Genomic DNA, 16,141 nt, shown 5'->3' with positions numbered 1-16,141 from the left:
TTATTGCTGGCTTGTTTGTTTTTAGTTAAGAAATGATAAGGAAGGGTCTTATTTTACAAAAAATTCACAAAAGAACATAAAAAAATTATTTAAAAAAATAGGTTTTCTACGGTTAATTAGGTATCATCATTCACTTATCGCATTGAAAATAATAAGAATTAATAAGGAGATTAATCCATGTTGCGATTTACAAAGAGTGCTCTCGCTGTTTTAGTCTTAGGTAGCAGTTCATTATTTGCAGGCACGATGGGTCCTGTTTGTGTTCCTGGTAATGTTACCGTTCCATGTGAGTGGCAGGGTTGGGATTTTGGTGTTAAAGCACTCTATCTTCAATCGACTTACGATGTAGATTATGGGTACGGCCCCTATAGATCATCAGACAATATTACCCGTTACTATCCTGACGTAAACACCGATTGGCATTGGGGATTTATGTTAGAAGCGTCGTATCATTTTAACACGGGTAATGATTTAAATCTGAATTGGTATCACTGGAAAAATGACATCGATTATAGTTATGCAGGCGCCTTTACTCCTGGCTTTAATGCGGGACTTTATGGTACCACTCGTTTTGAACCTCAATGGGACGCTGTTAATTTAGAATTCGGTCAACATGTCGATTTCGGTGAGTTTAAAGATATTCGGTTCCATGCCGGTATACAATATGCCCGCATAAAAAATGAAACGAGATCATCCGGCTATATCATTCCGGGAGCACTTCCTTTCTACCTCTCAATTGATAATACATTCAATGGGTTAGGTCCTCGTGTTGGTATGGATATGACCTATAATTTTGGTAATGGATTGGCTATTTTTGGTAATAGCGCTGCGGCCATTCTTGTGGGTGATTCAAAATTCAATACCGGAGCCACTATTCTTAGCGTACTGGGCTTAGCTGCTAACGGTTCAAAAACTACAATTGTACCTGAATTGGAAGCTAAACTTGGGGCTAAATATGGCTGGGCAATGACTCAAGGTAAATTGACTATTGATGCAGGATGGATGTGGGTCAACTATTTCAATCCTACCCATTTCATCGGTGTACTTGGTGGTAATAATGAATCCAATTTTGCATTACACGGTCCATTCATTGGTCTAAACTGGCTAGGAAATCTCTAATTTCTAGAAAAGCCTATCGTCTGGATAGGCTTTCATACCCTGCTTGAATCATAGAGTTAACATAACTTGTTGAATATTTTCTTATTATGAATAAAAAATAATCTTTCTTTAAAAAATTTGTTCTATACTGTAGATAAAAACTACTGCAGGAAGCCCTCTGAATGAAATTCTTCTGTATAGCCTGTTGTTTTTTCTACAGTATTTGCTTGTCCGCTAATCCTAAAATTATCATTGGCACACCTGTTTTTAATCCTCCTTATGTCATTGCAAGCCCGGCGATAACGCAGGGGTTTGACATTGATCTAATGAACGCTATTTGCTCTAAGCTCCAGTGGGACTGTAGTTATAAGTCATTTGCGTTTATTGATCTTCTTGATGCCATCCGTAACAATGAAGTTGATCTCGCTATTGGCTCCATTGTAATTACACCAGATAGAAGGCAAGAATTCATTTTTAGTATTCCCTATTTACCGTGTGATGGTGGCTTTACTGTATTGAAGGATAGTCCTGTCAAGAATGTCGATGATTTGCAAGGAAAACGCATTGGCGCCTTACGTCCAAGGGAATATTACCACTATCTCGCCGAAAATTTTATCGACCAATTCACAATAATCCCTTATGACCATTATCAGGATATATTCCTGGATCTTAAAAGTGGCAAACTCGATGCGGTCTTTGGGAATTACTTTAGTGGGCTTTATTTAGCACATCAATATCCCAATGATGTCAGAGTCCTTACAGAGCATTTTCAAATAGGTGAAGGACTGGGCATTATCGCCTCCCCTATCAATCAGGATAAAATCACACAAATCAACAAAGCTATTTTACAATTTCAAGTAGATGGTACATTTATTGGGCTATACAACTATAATTTTGAGTTTTTTACTCAACATCCCAATATCAGCAATTAACAAGGCTCTTTTAATTTCCAGCGTTTATGAAGCCAATGCCACTGTTCTGGATGTGTGAGTATTATGCGCTCCAGGGCTTGATTGTAGGCCAGTGTATTCTGATAAATTGATTCTTGTGCTGTCTCATAATCTTTCCAATAGATTGGCTCATGAAATTCAAGCACGTGTTTACCATTGGGTAAACGATAACCTGCTGCTGGCACTACAGGAACACCTGTGTGACGAGCAAAACTCGCTAAACTACGATAAGTTCCTGCCTTTTTACCAAAAAATTCAACCGCGACGCCATCGCGATTGACCAAAGAGGCGTGCTGATCGAGTACAAACACTACCGCATGATTCTGATCAAGCGCATTGCAAACTTGCTCGAGAGAATTTTTTTTGGGGATTACATTTAGACCCGCACGGTAATAACGTCGAAATAGCAATTGTTCAATAGTCTTATTACCCAAGGTTCGACGAATAAAATGAAACTGCCCCTGAAATTCCTTAAAATTTAATATCCCACCCAGGGGGGCAAATTCCCAATTACCGAAATGACCGGTTAAAATCAATACACCTTTTTCTTGAGCAACGATATCCAGTAACCGTTGGTATCCACGAACTTCTACCCGCTCGCGCAATTTTTTCTCACTCATGAATCGCAGCTGAATAATTTCTTTAATAGAAGTGGCCATGTGAGAATAAAATGCTTTTGCCAATCGCTCTTTCTGGATTGAATCTAGCTGATTACCAAATACCTGATTGATGTTTGCACGAATAATACTGCGCCGATAGGGAACAAATCGATGTAAAAAACGCCCCATCCATGAGATGCGTGCATTATCAATTTTCGTGCTTAATTCAGTCACAAGCTTTAATCACTATACAAGCGTTCATGCTGGCAAATCCTCGATTGATCATCATTGCGATTTTAGCCTTCTCTAGATGCCGATGTGCCGCGTTAATATTTAAATGCTCACCGGCTGATGTTGCCTTGGTAAAGTTAGCAATACCTGGTACACATTTATCTTTCAGCGCATAACTGGTTAATACTGCATCAACAACACCCGACGCACAAATAGTATGTCCCACTGCCCATTTAAAGGCTGTCACCGGTGTGTTTGCAAAAACATTCTGAATTGCTTGTGCTTCACTGTCATCTGATTTGATATTTCCATTCCCATGCGCGACGACGAAATCAATGTCCTTAGCCTCTAAATGATGTTCGTCCAAGGTACGTTTGATTAAAGCAGTCAGTGCCTCACCATCCGCCTCAAGAGAAAATAGGCCGTTTGCTTCACTTGCTGACATCCCCCCGGCGATTTCGCCAAAGCAACGGGCGGAGCGTGCTCGCACACTGGCTTCACTTTCCAGAACCAAGGCCGCAGCACCTTCTGCTAGAATGGTACCATCATGATCATGGTTAAAGGGCTTTAGATCGTGCTCACTGATTACCCCTAATTTTTCATAGTAATACAGAGCTTGTGGCTCAATACCCATATCATAGGCGACCACCACAGCTCGGTCAGCTTGGCCCTGCGCAATGGCATGATAAGCTTCGATTAGAGCTTGCGCTCCGCCCACAGCGTGGTTGGTAACATTGTGATTAGGGCCTTTAAAACCATAGGTAATACCGGTATAAGCAAGCACGTTATTGGGCAGAATACGTAACAGCCACATAGGGTGTACTTCATTGAATAGCTGGTCAGCGAAAGCTTTCATATCCCCTTGTGTTTTGGCCAACAAGGGTAAAAAATCTTCTTGTTGAAAATATTTATTGCCCGGTGAGCCAACATAAACAGCTGTTCTGTCATTAAACACGTCCACCATTTCAGGCTCTAGTGTAGTGCGATAGTCCACTAGTTGACTGTGATTAACCGCTTGCATTGCTGCATTAATACCGATTACATCTTGTCTGGAAATAACTTTCATTAATTTTCGATCAGGCAGCATTTTTGCAGGCTGAAAATTTTTCAGCTCACCACCTAATCGGTGCGACCAGGACGATAAATCCCATTGTTTAATTTCATCGATGCCAGTCTGCCCCTGTAAAATGGCATCCCAAGTGCTATCCGCTGTATCACCACAGGCGGTTAAAGCACTTAATCCCGTAATAAAAACACGATTGGAGTTTTTCATTAATTTTCTCCTCCAAACTCGGGATGCTTAAATAATAAGCAACTATTTGAGCCACCAAAACCAAACGAATTAGAAAGTACAACCCCTAATGATTTTTCGCGAGGACCATCAACTACGTAATCAAGATCACACTCAGGATCGGGTGTCGTTAAATTGGCAGTTGGGGGAATTTGTGCATGTTGAATACTTAGCACTGACAATACCGCCTCAAGCGCTCCTGCAGCAGCAATCAAATGACCAGTTTGGCTTTTTGTTGAACTTGTTGGCAGATGCTTCACATGATCTTTGAATACCGCTTTTATAGCATTGGTTTCACTTAAATCATTCATTTTAGTGGAAGTACCATGCGCATTAATATAATCAACATCACGGGCAGTAACTCCAGCGTCATCCAAAGCACGCTGAATAGCCTGAATTGCACCATCTCCATTGGGATGAGAATCAGTAATGCGATAAGAGCTTAATGAGTTTCCTTCACCAGCTAGTTCAGCATAAATCTTTGCGCCTCGAGCTTTTGCCTTGCCCCATTCTTCAAGAATTAAAAAGGCTGCACCTTCGCCTAAAACGAAACCATTACGAGTACCATCAAAAGGTCTGCTCGCAGTGGTTGGAGTATCATTATACGTTGACAAGGCACCCAACAGACAGAAACTTGATAAACCCAATGGGTTAATCATAGAATCAAAACCACCTGCTAGCATAAAATCCGCTTCACCTCGACGAATGACTTGCATGGCAAGTCCAAGGGCCTGACCTCCTGAAGCGCAAGCTGTATGTACAGAAGACGCATAGCCCTCTATACCAAATTGTTGTATTAGCAATGAAAGACCAGAATTTGACGTCGTTTTACCAAAATCAACCAAACGATAAAAATGCTGGGACTGCTCTTGTAAAGTTTGCCAGTTAATAATGCCGTCTTTGGCACAAGTATTTTGAAAGCGTTGCAAATAATCAAATTCGGCAGTCATCATCCCACTACCAGTCACCACGCCCCAGCGAGAAGCAGTCTGCTTATTAGGAAGAATACCTGCATCATCAAATGCCTGAAGTGCTGCATCCAATGCATAATGGGTGAATGCCATTGCAAAGCGATTATGCTTACCTTTAATAAGGGGACTAGGCTGAAAATGCTTTACTTCTGCCGCAATTCGAGTTGGAAACCCACTGGCATCAAATTGCTGAATTTCAGAAATACCTGAATTGCCCGCCATTAAATTTTGCCAAGTAGAATTGACATCATTGCCCAAGGGGGAAACGATACCTACTCCAGTAATTGCAACTCGTCTATTGTTCATAATTAGCAACCCCTCGCAGTCATAACCAACTCTAAAACACAGACACGCTTCCCTTCGACTTCACTGCGATAACTTAAAATTAATTGACTATCATCTTGTTGTTTGACTTTAACATGGCAGGTGACCGTATCGCCTGGATGAATAAAATCATTCATTTTTATTTTACGTAACTCGCTGATTTGGTAGGCCGTATTAAATTTTGATTGCGCCAAAAACTCTCGCGCTAAATTAAGCTTACACTCTAATAAAACAGTCATCGGCAACACCGGCTTTCTTGGAAAATGATCCGGAAAATAAGGTGCTGCTCGAGTTACATTTTTTTCTGCGATTAATGAGACGCCAGGTTCTAGCGCAACAATTCTATCAAAAGATAGCGCAGGAATAGGTGGAATAACTTCAGTTGTCATTATTTGCCAGGGAGAACCAGCACTTTGAGACCAATTCCCAGGTCGATTTATTTCATGAAATTGTCGGCGAACCTCTTCGACATCGATGAATTCCTCCATGGGAAGCAGGGGCCCCAAAGCACCATCGACTTCGAATACAATTTCATTACGAATACGTGCAACACTGTGATACTGCACAGCGGTATCATCAAGCCGCTCGATGAATGACTCTAATTCAAGAGTTTCTCCGACATAGGCAGAACGATAGATACGTGCACTTGCTACTACACCAGCCACAGGACGCAAGGTAAATCCATTAAAAGACATGACGTTCCATGCAGCCAATTGCCCAAGTGTTTCACCAATTAATGAAGGAATGAAACAACGTTTGCCTGTCTCATCATAGCATAGATAGGCATCATCCTGTGTGATATGCTTTATCCCCCGAATGGATTCTCCAGGAGATAACTGCAAAATTCTATCGACAAATAAAAACCGCATCAGGCCGGAGTTTCAGCTTTTTCATTAACTGCAACAACAACCAATTTACAAAAAGTTTCTACTGTAAAGAGGCTTGGAATCTCATTGACCTTTAGATTAGCTTTGAAATGCTCGGCAGGTACTTCACTTAAGTAGTTTTTAAGTGCTTGCATACCGTTAGCAGTTAACACACCGCCTTTTTCAAACTCATCTTCAGCCAAATCGCCACGAGCGTTTTTTTCTAATTGGCCGCGAGGGATCTTGATGCTGAATTCTTTTTCCAGTTGGAAAACCAAATCAAGAAAATCAATAGACTCTGCGCCTAAATCAGCTATCAGACGACTATTCAAAGAAACCTCTTCTTCGTCAATAACCAAGACATCAGCGATAATTTCCCTTACCTTAGGGTATACGCTTTCTACATTCATGTTTATTCCTCTAGAACTCTACTGGTTTTTCAAAACCCGGGAGTATATCATAATTTTTTAATAGACAGCTACGGCAACAAAGAGAAACACCAGATAAACGATTAATCCTTTTTGAACATATTGAAAAAATTATACCCACTCATAGATCAAGAACCGTTAAAATCTTAAGGCTATAAAAAAAAACAGTTATCTCTTATACTTTTCCTTTGGTGTTGAAAAATTTCTTAAGATTTTTCTTAAAAGGTAGTGGGGAATAATGCAAAAAATAAAAATAATCCTTTTGTCCGTTCTTGTTTCTTTACCATTCCATCTTGCTCATTCTTATACATCTCCTAATACGAGCTCGCAATCAATAGAGGTTAACCAAAATCAAGAGTTCCGCGACATGGTCATTGCGCACGTTCGCTCAGTTGCAAATAATGTGATTGTCCATACGCCTTTAGCAGCAACGCAACTAGACGTTCTATGGAATAAATCTTACCAAATTCCAAATTGGAGTACTGAAATCAGCGTTTATTATCAGGGCACCAAGATTGGACGAGGTAATGCACAAGGACAAGATTTGGCACACGTGGTGCAAACAGCCACCGAAAATGCTTTAAAAAATACCACACTAAAACAAATTACCGGAAATGAGTTGGCACAATTCCGCTTCAAGGTTAGCTTTGATTATTATCCCACACAAACGTATTCTTTTATTGAGTTTATGAAAAAAGGGTTAGAACTTTTAGGGAATCGTGTCGCAGTTCGCGTTCTGGATGTCCCAACCATTAAAGACCAAGTGGCCAATAGCCAAGAATATTTGCTCAATGTCATGCACCCCTCTTTACATGGTTTTTTTAAATTTTATGATGCCGGACAAGATAAACCAGAAGAGAAATTACGCACCATTTATAGCGCTTCAAGTTTGTATACTTTTTTAAAACTCTATAAATTTAACCATGACCCTAAACTTGAAAAAAATTTCAAACCCATTGCCAAGTTTATTTTATCCATGCAAGTACCTTCCGGACCACATGCAGGAGGATTTTATTATTCTTATGATCCTGCTTCGTCCCAGAAACAATGCCGTGTTGTTGTAGGAACAACCTCGAAAACAATTTTTACCCTTTTAGAGTTATATCGTTTTTATAACGATGATAGTTATCTTACTGCTGCCAAGAAAGCCGGGGATTGGCTGTTAACCATGGTAAAACCCGATGGCAATGTGACACCTATTGCTGTATGCAAAAACAATGACTGGCATGTTTATGATAAACAGTCTTTCCTTTATTCTGGCCAAGTACTCTCAGCCCTGTCGCGCCTTTATGCAATCACCCAAGAGAAGCGTTACTATAACGGCGCGACAAAAGTCGCAAATCACTTCAAAGATGAGGTTAAAAAGCAAAATATCTTTGTTGGTGATGATTTCCGACCCAAAAACTCTATCTCTACCAGTTGGGTCCTAATGTCCATGATTGATTATGCCAAAATCAATAATGACAATACCTATTTAGACATCATTCGCCAAACCTCTGCAAAACTATTATCGCAGCAAATTACCGATAATCATGATGCATATACCTATGGACGTTATCGTGATGCTATCACACCAAGTGGTAATGGGTGGATTAATGAGGTCATGGGAGTACTGTATGATTTTTGTCAAACCACTCATTTTACGGACTGCAACCAATATCGTAAACCAATGATATTGACGACTCGTTGGTTATTACAAAATGCCTACACAAAAGCCAATACCTACGACGTAAAAAATCCAGAGCGAGCAATTGGCGGCTTTATAACCAACTTTAGTACTCAAACGGTTCGTACAGATGCTGTTTGCCATGGTGTGAATAGTTTACTTAGCTTATTAGCCATGGTCAGTGATAGTACACAGCCACTACTGACAGTTCCCGAGAGACCTTTAGCAGAAATTTTGCCTTCTCTAAGAGCAGGTAGATTACCTGGCTAGTCTGCAAAGAGTTTACAGAAGTTTTCAATCATTTTTATGAGGTACCACCAACAATTGGGGTACCTCATAAAAACCATATGATTCTGTTTTGCTCATAATATGATAAAATTAGACACCTTTTTTAACTCTGGGTCTTCCAATGGCTCAATATATTAATTTACTTAATTTAACGGCGAGCAATCGCTCTTTAGTACACCAGCTTCTCACCGCCACCCCGAATAAAACTACATTTGCAATGGGTTCACACTGGATAGATGACGAAGAAATTATCTTCAGCCATCGCATTATTAGGCATTTAGACTCAACAAGCTCTAAAAATGTTTATGAGGTATTAGGCAATAACATTTATGGCAAAGGATGTTTTGGTGAGCTTTATTTAAGCTTGTTAACCATCTCTATTGATGAGAGCGAACTAATTACCAAAATTAAACCTGAGGATAAGCAACGCCTGGTTAAGGTGCAACCGTTTAAATATGTCTCGAAAGAAAACGCTGAAAAAGAGGTCAGCAATTTACGCGCTTTGAGCCTTTTCCACTGTAAGCCACTTACTGTTGATGAAGAGCAAAGTTATATCGTTATGCGTAAACTTCCAGGTCTACCGCTTATGGAGCTCATTGAGGCAAATCAGTTAACCATCCAACAACGATTCGACCTAACAATCATCCTGGTTCAAGCCCTCCAGGAGCAAATTCATAGTCAGGGATTTATCCATCGCGACATAAATCCTAAAAATATTTTAGTGGATAAGCAATTTATTGCGTACTTCATCGATCTCGCTTTTGCTATTATCAAAGGTTTTGATGATTCAAAAGAACATCATGGTGCAATTCCCTACGCAGCTCCCGAATGCTATTCGTTTTACCAAAACAGCACTATTGAAACCGATATTTATGCGCTTGGTCGAGTATTAATGCTTTTGTGGGGTGATGATGTGTTTGCAAATCCTGATTTTCACCCCACTGATGTCATTTGGGCAGCAAAATGTCCCTCCTTCGCCACGTTGTATTCTCGGATGAATGAAATTCCGACGTGTCACGCAGAGATTAAAGCGTTACTTCGAAATATGATGCATGAAGATTCTTTTGAGAGACCAACCTATTCTCAAATTTTAGATACGCTGGCGACTTTAGCGAATAAGCTAGATCCAATTCCCAATCCCTCTAAAAAGCAGATCCTAGCGTCAATCGTCACGCCCATGCACGAAAAGAAAGAGGACGTGTCTTGTTCATACGACAGTTATTACGCTGCTGATAATGAAGATGACAATGCTTATAATAAGTATTTAGGTTTTGGCACCTGCAATTAAGCCTTCAGAAAGAATTGATCAATTACTTTCCCACGTAAGCGGGAAAAGCAATTGATAGTAATCGGATGTTTTACCTGATGATTAGCCTACCTGGCTATAGCCCGCATCAACAAATAAAGTATGTGCATTAATCATTTTTGCTTCAGGTCGACATAAGAGATATATAACATCAGCCACATCTGCTGCTGTGAGCGGTTCTGCTGATAATGAATGAGCGTGGTATTCGTCTAATAACTGCTGACGGTTGGGGAAATGCTTTAGTGCATCAGTATCAACCACTCCCGCAGACACTGTATTAACCGTTATACCGAATTCTGCAAGCTCAAGACTTAAAGAGCGTACTAATGCTTCAAGCGCTGCCTTGGATGCACCAATAAATGCATAATTTGGGATCGCTCTATGCGCTCCTAAACTCGACAAAGCAATAACACGGCTCTGCGGAGGCATTAACTCTCGTCCTTCTGTCACTAAATGATTTAAAGCCAGAGCATTTGTTTCCAAACACCAACGCCAATGCTTGGTTGACATTTTTAATGCCGGTTTTAATACGCCACTCGCAGCATTGCTGATTAAAAAATTAAGTTGTGAGAAATGCTCACGAAATTGGGTAAACATCTCTTTAACAGATTGGTGGTCAGCAACATTCGCTTGTAAAGCGACTGCCTTACGTCCTAACTGTTGAATCTCTTCAACTAAGCGTTGTGCTTCATCAGAGCTGTTGTAATAAACAATTGCTATATCACTGCCAGCTTGTGCTAACTTCAAGGCAGTTGCTTTACCTATGCCTCGAGCTCCACCTGTAATTAATGATACTTTATTAGCAAATATGCTCATTACCCTTTTCCTCTCGGTAAAAAATGCATCAAAACTACAGTGATTCGCCCAGTCTGTCAATCATACTAACCCTATTCCTCCATTTCTTATAAAGATATCCTTGTCACCTAGACGCTAACTTTGTACCATCAGCAAATCACATTAAGAGGCCTTGTCGTTAATGAAGTATTCCTGGTTAAAAACAGTCTTTCCTATTGCCGCTATCTTTTCATTTCGTATGTTGGGATTGTTTATGCTAATCCCGGTTTTTACGATATTTGCCGGCAAGCTTGACGGAGCAACACCCTCCTTAATTGGTTTGGCGTTAGGAAGTTACGGTTTAAGCCAGGGATTATTGCAAATGCCATTTGGCCTACTTTCCGATCGTTTTGGACGTAAACCAATCCTAACCATTGGACTGTTAATGTTCGCTTGTGGCAGTCTAATTGGCGCTTTAAGCCATTCAATCTATACGATGATTTTTGCTCGCACATTGCAAGGTACAGGAGCTATCGGCAGTGTATTAATTGCCCTTATGGCTGATCTAACTCCGGACAATCATCGAACGCGAGCTATGGCCGTAATCGGTATGACTATCGGTATGTCATTTAGTTTGGCGATGGTTATTAGTCCTGCAATAACTTCACATTTTGGTTTAGCAGGTATTTTTTATTTAACAGCTATTCTTGCATTAATGGGCTTGTACTTATTGCATTTTGTCATTCCCACACCTAAGAAAGAAAGCTTCCATGCAGATAGTGAAGCGAATTTCACCTTGCTAAAAACTGTCCTGTCTAATCGACATTTACAGCGTTTAAATGTCGGTATTTTTTTTCAACATTTTATTCTAACTGCAACATTCTATGTTATTCCCCTTCTTCTACAGCAACATATTCGCCAAGCGCATTTAAGCCAACAATGGCATTTTTATTTACCTCTTATGCTTTTTTCCTTCGTAGTAATGATCCCCTTTATTTTGTTGGCTGAAAAAAAACGCCAAATGAAAAAAGTTTTTATTGGAGCAGTTTTTACAACGAGTCTAATGCAATTATTGTTAGCTTTTGTTAATCAACAATGGATGAGTTTGTGGGTTTTGATGTTTATTTATTTTGTAGCATTTAACATTCTCGAAGCAACCCTGCCTTCATTGATTTCCAAGCAGGCTGATCCCAGTAGTAAAGGTACCGCAATGGGTGTGTATTCCAGCAGCCAATTCTTAGGTATTTTTGCAGGCGGCGCCTTTGCGGGTATTTTATTTCAGTTAGGCGGAAGCATGACTGTATTTATCATTAATGCCTGTCTCGGGACTCTCTGGTTTGTCATCTCACTATTTATCAAACCCGATATCTATGTTTCAACCCTTATCTTAAGCTATCCCCAATCCATCACCGATGTGCAACAATTGATACATCAATTAAAAAACTTACAGGGAGTTCGCGACGTAAATATTTCTCAAGCTGAACAAGTTATTTACTTACGAATCGATAAGGCAACTTACCAGGACGGTAGTGCAGTACAACTATTAGAACAAATGGAAGTTAACAAATGATATAATGAGATATAGCTGCACCTCACGCCTACGCAATCGCCTCTAGATTGGGTATAATTTCGCTCTAACTATCGCATACAGGAGAAAAACAATGGCTCGTGGCATTAACAAGGTAATTTTAATAGGCAATGTTGGTGTAGATCCCGATGTCAGGTATATGCCTAATGGCAATGCAGTCACAACAATATCACTAGCGACTAGTGAAACATGGAAAGACAAACAAACTGGGGATAAGCAAGAGCGTACAGAATGGCATCGTGTCGTATGCTTTAATCGTTTAGGTGAGATCGCGGGTGAATATGTTCGTAAAGGTTCAAAACTCTACGTCGAAGGCAGTTTGCGCACTAGAAAATGGCAAGATCAACAAGGCCAAGATCGTTATACTACCGAAATCGTAGCGACAGACATACAAATGCTTGACGCTAAATCTGGTTCCTCGAGTTTTGACGAAATGTCTGCAGCAGCGGCGGCACCAATGGCTCAGCCAATGAATCGTAAACCACAAGCAACCCAAACTGCACAAGAAGCGTTTGATGAGTTGGATGATGATATTCCGTTCTAAATGTATATAAAGAGATTGATGAAGAATAATTGATTTGTCTTTATTCATTGAGCCAATAAACTAAGCCATCATTACATATAAAGATATTGATGGCTTTTTTATTCGAAACAATAGATATTCTAAAAATCTCTATATATTTAATATTGATATACATGCGCATAATGGAAATTAACAATTGGAAATAAAGAAATCCGCTTTGCAAGATCTTGCTGCACCGGAGGGTATCTGTTTTGGCTGCGGCTCAAAAAACGAGCATGGCCTGCAAATTAAAAGTTATTGGGATGATGACAATATACACGTCATCGCAAAGCATATGCCAGATGTGCGTTATACGGGTTGGCCATCGCTTGTCTATGGTGGATTGATCAGTTGTCTCATCGATTGTCATTCGAACTGGACAGCAATGGCAAATCATTATCGTACTGAAGACAGGGAAGTGGATACTCTACCACGCATTGACTGTGTAACGGGCTCTCTTGGCATTAAATATATTAAACCAACACCAATGGGCATTCTACTAACACTCAAAGCACGGGTCGAGGGTAACGTTGAGCGTAAGACTCGTGTATTATGCGAAGTTTATGCTGGCGATACACTAACGGCAATTGGTGACTCAATTTTTGTTCGAGTAGATGTTGGCCACTTGGCAAAGACTGCCCATGATGTAGCGTAATTGCATCTCTTGTCGCGTTTACAATTCCATTAGAACGACGCGAATATTGCCTCACAAATTCGTGCCAAGATAAAAAAAAACCCGCATCAGCGGGTCTTTTAGCGACAAAGATTACTCTTCAGTAGCTTCTTCTACAGGCCTGTCGACCAATTCAACGATCGCCATAGGAGCATTGTCTCCGGGACGATAACCGCATTTTAAGACTCTAACATAACCACCTGGACGCTCGACATAGCGTGGGCCTAAAGTGGTAAATAATTTACCTACAGCACTTTTGGAACGCAATCTATCAAATACATAGCGTCTTGTGGCGACAGAATCTTTCTTACTAACAGTGATCAAAGGCTCAATGTAGCGACGTAGCTCTTTAGCTTTTGGCAATGTTGTTTTAATTAATTCATGCTCAATAAGCGATGTACACATATTTGAAAACATTGCTTTTCTATGGCTACTTGTACGGCTAAAACTACGGCCTGAATTACGGTGACGCATGACAAACTCCTAAATATTACTCGCCAAGATTTGCTGGCGGCCAATTCTCAAGCTTCATTCCCAAAGATAAAGAGCGTGAAGCAAGTACGTCTTTAATTTCGGTGAGAGATTTTTTACCTAGATTTGGTGTCTTTAACAATTCATTTTCAGTCTTTTGAACCAGATCACCAATATAATAAATGTTTTCTGCTTTTAGACAGTTTGCAGATCGAACGGTAAGTTCTAAATCGTCAACAGGTCTTAGCAAAATAGGATCAAAATCATTTCGCTCTTTATTATCAGCACGTGACTCTTCAAACTTCATGTCAACAAAGGCATGTAGCTGACGCTGCAAAATAGAGGCAGAAATACGGATCGCTTCTTCTGGATCAAGCGTACCATCAGTCTCTAAATCAATAGTTAACTTGTCCAAGTCTGTTCGATTTTCTACCCGAGCACTATCAACAAAATAGGCAACTTTTTTGACAGGTGAAAAAGTATTGTCGAGTTTTAATTTTCCAACAGATTTTTGTTCAATTTCTTCATCAAAACTTCTGATGAAAGAATCTGTTGAATGGAACCCAACACCCTTTTCTACCTTTAAAGTCATATTCAACTTGCCGTTTTCATTCAACGTGGCAATGACCAATTCAGGATTAACAATTTCCTGGCCATGAGTCAATTGAATATCACCTGCAGTAACCTGACATGGACCTTGCTTACTTAAGGTTAAAACTGCTTCTTTTCCGGTAGTAAGCTTGATAGCAACCTGTTTCAAGTTTAAGAGGATATCTACTACATCTTCTTGTACACCCTCAATTGTGCTGTATTCATGCAACACACCATCAATAGCTACTTCGGTAATTGCATAACCTGGCATAGATGATAAGAGAATACGTCTTAACGCATTACCTAGGGTATGACCGTATCCACGCTCTAAAGGCTCAAGAACAACGCGTGAGTGGTAAGGCGACTTAGCATCTACTTTAAGCACAGATGGCGTCATCATTTCATGTATGTCCATTCGGTTTGTCTCCCGAGCTTACTTAGAGTAAAGTTCTACAACTAAATTAACGTTATAATAGGATGATAAATCATTCAGTGTAGGCGAAGATGTAAAAGTACCTTTAAAAGTACTTGCATCAACAGTTAACCAATCACAAGAGGCACGTTGCTCAGAAAGTGCAACAGCAGCTTGAATTCGGCCTTGACCTTTTGCTTTTTGACGAATTGAAACAACATCGCCTGGCTTCACTAAATAAGATGGAATATTTACAACTCCATCATTAACCAATACTGCTTTATGAGCAACTAATTGTCTAGCTTCTGCACGAGTACTGGCAAATCCCATTCTGTAAACAACATTATCAAGACGTCTTTCTAGAAGAACCATTAAATTCTCACCAGTAGACCCTGGTTGTCTAGCGGCTTTCTTATAATAATTATGGAATTGCTTTTCAAGAACCCCATAGAGACGTCTAATTTTTTGCTTTTCGCGCAACTGAACACCATAGTCACTTAGACGAGGCTTGTTAGCACCATGCTGACCTGGAAGCTTTTCAGATTTACACTTTGATTTATGGTCTCGAACACCACTCTTTAAGAATAAATCAGTGCCCTCTCTGCGTGACAACTTACATTTTGGACCAAGGTATCTAGCCATTAAAAACTCCTGAACTTATACACGACGTTTTTTAGGTGGCTTACATCCATTATGAGGTATGCCAGTTACATCGGTTATTTCTACAATTTTAAAATCCTGTGCGATCAGCTCGCGAATGGTAGATTCACGACCTGGTCCAGGACCATCAATTAATACTGCTACAGATTTCACACCGTATTCTTTTGCAACAACAGCTGCTCTTTCAGTAGCAACCTGCGCCGCATAAGGGGTACTTTTTCTTGAACCACGGAAACCAGAACCACCGGCAGTAGCCCAGCATAATGCATTACCTTGGCGGTCAGTGAAAGTAACGATGGTATTATTAAAAGAAGCGTGAACATGTACAATACCATCAGATACTATTCGCTTTACCTTCTTTCTTGATTTTTGCTGCTTTGCCTTATTCATCT

General features: G+C 40.1%; 17 protein-coding genes. 7 read left to right on the top strand and 10 right to left on the bottom strand.

Annotation, left to right across the window (positions count from 1 at the left end; all coding sequences use genetic code 11):
- The first annotated feature begins 177 nt into the window (after positions 1-177).
- On the top strand, positions 178-1,119 hold the full coding sequence (locus LHA_RS01740; protein WP_045105011.1) for an Lpg1974 family pore-forming outer membrane protein: 942 nt from the start codon (positions 178-180) through the stop codon (positions 1,117-1,119).
- A gap of 161 nt (positions 1,120-1,280) precedes the next feature.
- On the top strand, positions 1,281-2,030 hold the full coding sequence (locus tag LHA_RS01735; RefSeq protein ID WP_052673550.1) for a transporter substrate-binding domain-containing protein: 750 nt from the start codon (positions 1,281-1,283) through the stop codon (positions 2,028-2,030).
- On the opposite strand, the gene LHA_RS01730 is transcribed toward LHA_RS01735, so the two are convergent.
- The 5 genes from LHA_RS01730 to LHA_RS01710 are packed head-to-tail and all read right to left on the bottom strand — an operon-like array spanning position 2,027 to position 6,740.
- Entirely contained in the window at positions 2,027-2,836 is an 810-nt protein-coding gene (locus LHA_RS01730; RefSeq protein ID WP_370447953.1) for a lysophospholipid acyltransferase family protein, read from the bottom strand. The two genes, LHA_RS01735 and LHA_RS01730, sit on opposite strands and share 4 nt — an antisense overlap.
- 37 nt (positions 2,837-2,873) lie before the next feature.
- Positions 2,874-4,151, bottom strand: coding sequence for a beta-ketoacyl-[acyl-carrier-protein] synthase family protein (locus LHA_RS01725; protein WP_045105009.1), 1,278 nt, complete (start codon positions 4,149-4,151; stop codon positions 2,874-2,876).
- Positions 4,151-5,446 carry a beta-ketoacyl-[acyl-carrier-protein] synthase family protein gene (locus LHA_RS01720; RefSeq protein ID WP_045105008.1) on the bottom strand — a complete coding sequence of 432 codons (1,296 nt, stop codon included), beginning with the start codon at positions 5,444-5,446 and terminating at the stop codon, positions 4,151-4,153. Before LHA_RS01720 ends, LHA_RS01725 begins: the two co-directional genes overlap by 1 nt.
- Positions 5,447-5,448: 2 nt before the next feature.
- Positions 5,449-6,333: a hotdog family protein gene (locus tag LHA_RS01715; RefSeq protein WP_045105007.1), complete on the bottom strand. Its 885-nt coding sequence runs from the start codon at positions 6,331-6,333 to the stop codon at positions 5,449-5,451.
- Positions 6,333-6,740 carry an acyl carrier protein gene (locus LHA_RS01710; RefSeq protein WP_045105006.1) on the bottom strand — a complete coding sequence of 136 codons (408 nt, stop codon included), beginning with the start codon at positions 6,738-6,740 and terminating at the stop codon, positions 6,333-6,335. The genes LHA_RS01715 and LHA_RS01710 overlap by 1 nt, the downstream gene beginning before the upstream one ends.
- Positions 6,741-6,996: 256 nt before the next feature.
- Here LHA_RS01710 and LHA_RS17215 point away from each other — a divergent pair, with 256 nt between their 5' ends.
- Both LHA_RS17215 and LHA_RS01700 read left to right on the top strand, forming a co-directional pair.
- A complete protein-coding gene (locus LHA_RS17215) occupies positions 6,997-8,694 on the top strand; it encodes a glycoside hydrolase family 76 protein (RefSeq protein ID WP_058393139.1) in 1,698 nt (565 codons plus the stop codon).
- Between the two features lie 139 nt (positions 8,695-8,833).
- Entirely contained in the window at positions 8,834-10,000 is a 1,167-nt protein-coding gene (locus tag LHA_RS01700; RefSeq protein WP_045105004.1) for a protein kinase domain-containing protein, read from the top strand.
- 81 nt (positions 10,001-10,081) lie between these two features.
- On the opposite strand, the gene fabL is transcribed toward LHA_RS01700, so the two are convergent.
- Positions 10,082-10,834: an enoyl-[acyl-carrier-protein] reductase FabL gene (gene fabL / locus LHA_RS01695; protein ID WP_045105003.1), complete on the bottom strand. Its 753-nt coding sequence runs from the start codon at positions 10,832-10,834 to the stop codon at positions 10,082-10,084.
- Between the two features lie 160 nt (positions 10,835-10,994).
- On the opposite strand from fabL, the gene LHA_RS01690 reads away from it, so the two are divergent.
- The 3 genes from LHA_RS01690 (at position 10,995) to LHA_RS01680 (ending at position 13,597) form a co-directional block, all read left to right on the top strand.
- A complete protein-coding gene (locus tag LHA_RS01690) occupies positions 10,995-12,362 on the top strand; it encodes an MFS transporter (protein WP_045105002.1) in 1,368 nt (455 codons plus the stop codon).
- A 91-nt stretch (positions 12,363-12,453) separates the two neighbouring features.
- Positions 12,454-12,924, top strand: coding sequence for a single-stranded DNA-binding protein (gene ssb, locus LHA_RS01685; protein ID WP_045105001.1), 471 nt, complete (start codon positions 12,454-12,456; stop codon positions 12,922-12,924).
- A gap of 175 nt (positions 12,925-13,099) precedes the next feature.
- Positions 13,100-13,597, top strand: a complete 498-nt coding sequence (locus LHA_RS01680; RefSeq protein ID WP_045105000.1) for a PaaI family thioesterase — start codon at positions 13,100-13,102, stop codon at positions 13,595-13,597.
- A gap of 111 nt (positions 13,598-13,708) precedes the next feature.
- Here LHA_RS01680 and rplQ read toward each other — a convergent pair whose 3' ends face one another.
- The 4 genes from rplQ to rpsK are packed head-to-tail and all read right to left on the bottom strand — an operon-like array spanning position 13,709 to position 16,139.
- A complete protein-coding gene (gene rplQ / locus LHA_RS01675; RefSeq protein WP_045104999.1) occupies positions 13,709-14,089 on the bottom strand; it encodes a 50S ribosomal protein L17 in 381 nt (126 codons plus the stop codon).
- A 16-nt stretch (positions 14,090-14,105) separates the two neighbouring features.
- The gene (locus LHA_RS01670) at positions 14,106-15,092 is read right to left on the bottom strand and encodes a DNA-directed RNA polymerase subunit alpha (RefSeq protein WP_045104998.1); all 987 of its coding nucleotides are present in this window, start codon (positions 15,090-15,092) and stop codon (positions 14,106-14,108) included.
- 18 nt (positions 15,093-15,110) lie between these two features.
- Positions 15,111-15,731, bottom strand: coding sequence for a 30S ribosomal protein S4 (rpsD, locus tag LHA_RS01665; RefSeq protein ID WP_045104997.1), 621 nt, complete (start codon positions 15,729-15,731; stop codon positions 15,111-15,113).
- A 15-nt stretch (positions 15,732-15,746) separates the two neighbouring features.
- The gene (rpsK, locus tag LHA_RS01660) at positions 15,747-16,139 is read right to left on the bottom strand and encodes a 30S ribosomal protein S11 (RefSeq protein ID WP_045104996.1); all 393 of its coding nucleotides are present in this window, start codon (positions 16,137-16,139) and stop codon (positions 15,747-15,749) included.
- Between the last annotated feature and the right edge of the window lie 2 nt (positions 16,140-16,141).

Origin of the sequence: Legionella hackeliae (genome assembly GCF_000953655.1) — a bacterium.
In the GTDB taxonomy this organism is placed as follows: domain Bacteria; phylum Pseudomonadota; class Gammaproteobacteria; order Legionellales; family Legionellaceae; genus Tatlockia; species Tatlockia hackeliae.
Note: the sequence above shows the minus strand (reverse complement) of the source record. Positions and strands in the feature narration are given on the sequence as shown.

What these genes read in the sequence shown, in the direction of transcription:
- LHA_RS01720 (WP_045105008.1), bottom strand. Translation starts at nt 5,446, where the DNA reads ATGAACAATAGACGAGTTGCAATTACTGGAGTAGGTATCGTTTCCCCC.
- LHA_RS01725 (WP_045105009.1), bottom strand. Translation starts at nt 4,151, where the DNA reads ATGAAAAACTCCAATCGTGTTTTTATTACGGGATTAAGTGCTTTAACC.
- ssb (WP_045105001.1), top strand. Translation starts at nt 12,454, where the DNA reads ATGGCTCGTGGCATTAACAAGGTAATTTTAATAGGCAATGTTGGTGTA.
- LHA_RS01715 (WP_045105007.1), bottom strand. Translation starts at nt 6,333, where the DNA reads ATGCGGTTTTTATTTGTCGATAGAATTTTGCAGTTATCTCCTGGAGAA.
- LHA_RS01735 (WP_052673550.1), top strand. Translation starts at nt 1,281, where the DNA reads ATGAAATTCTTCTGTATAGCCTGTTGTTTTTTCTACAGTATTTGCTTG.
- LHA_RS01670 (WP_045104998.1), bottom strand. Translation starts at nt 15,092, where the DNA reads ATGGACATACATGAAATGATGACGCCATCTGTGCTTAAAGTAGATGCT.
- fabL (WP_045105003.1), bottom strand. Translation starts at nt 10,834, where the DNA reads ATGAGCATATTTGCTAATAAAGTATCATTAATTACAGGTGGAGCTCGA.
- LHA_RS01710 (WP_045105006.1), bottom strand. Translation starts at nt 6,740, where the DNA reads ATGAATGTAGAAAGCGTATACCCTAAGGTAAGGGAAATTATCGCTGAT.
- LHA_RS17215 (WP_058393139.1), top strand. Translation starts at nt 6,997, where the DNA reads ATGCAAAAAATAAAAATAATCCTTTTGTCCGTTCTTGTTTCTTTACCA.
- rplQ (WP_045104999.1), bottom strand. Translation starts at nt 14,089, where the DNA reads ATGCGTCACCGTAATTCAGGCCGTAGTTTTAGCCGTACAAGTAGCCAT.
- LHA_RS01700 (WP_045105004.1), top strand. Translation starts at nt 8,834, where the DNA reads ATGGCTCAATATATTAATTTACTTAATTTAACGGCGAGCAATCGCTCT.
- rpsD (WP_045104997.1), bottom strand. Translation starts at nt 15,731, where the DNA reads ATGGCTAGATACCTTGGTCCAAAATGTAAGTTGTCACGCAGAGAGGGC.
- LHA_RS01690 (WP_045105002.1), top strand. Translation starts at nt 10,995, where the DNA reads ATGAAGTATTCCTGGTTAAAAACAGTCTTTCCTATTGCCGCTATCTTT.
- LHA_RS01740 (WP_045105011.1), top strand. Translation starts at nt 178, where the DNA reads ATGTTGCGATTTACAAAGAGTGCTCTCGCTGTTTTAGTCTTAGGTAGC.
- rpsK (WP_045104996.1), bottom strand. Translation starts at nt 16,139, where the DNA reads ATGAATAAGGCAAAGCAGCAAAAATCAAGAAAGAAGGTAAAGCGAATA.
- LHA_RS01730 (WP_370447953.1), bottom strand. Translation starts at nt 2,836, where the DNA reads ATGGGGCGTTTTTTACATCGATTTGTTCCCTATCGGCGCAGTATTATT.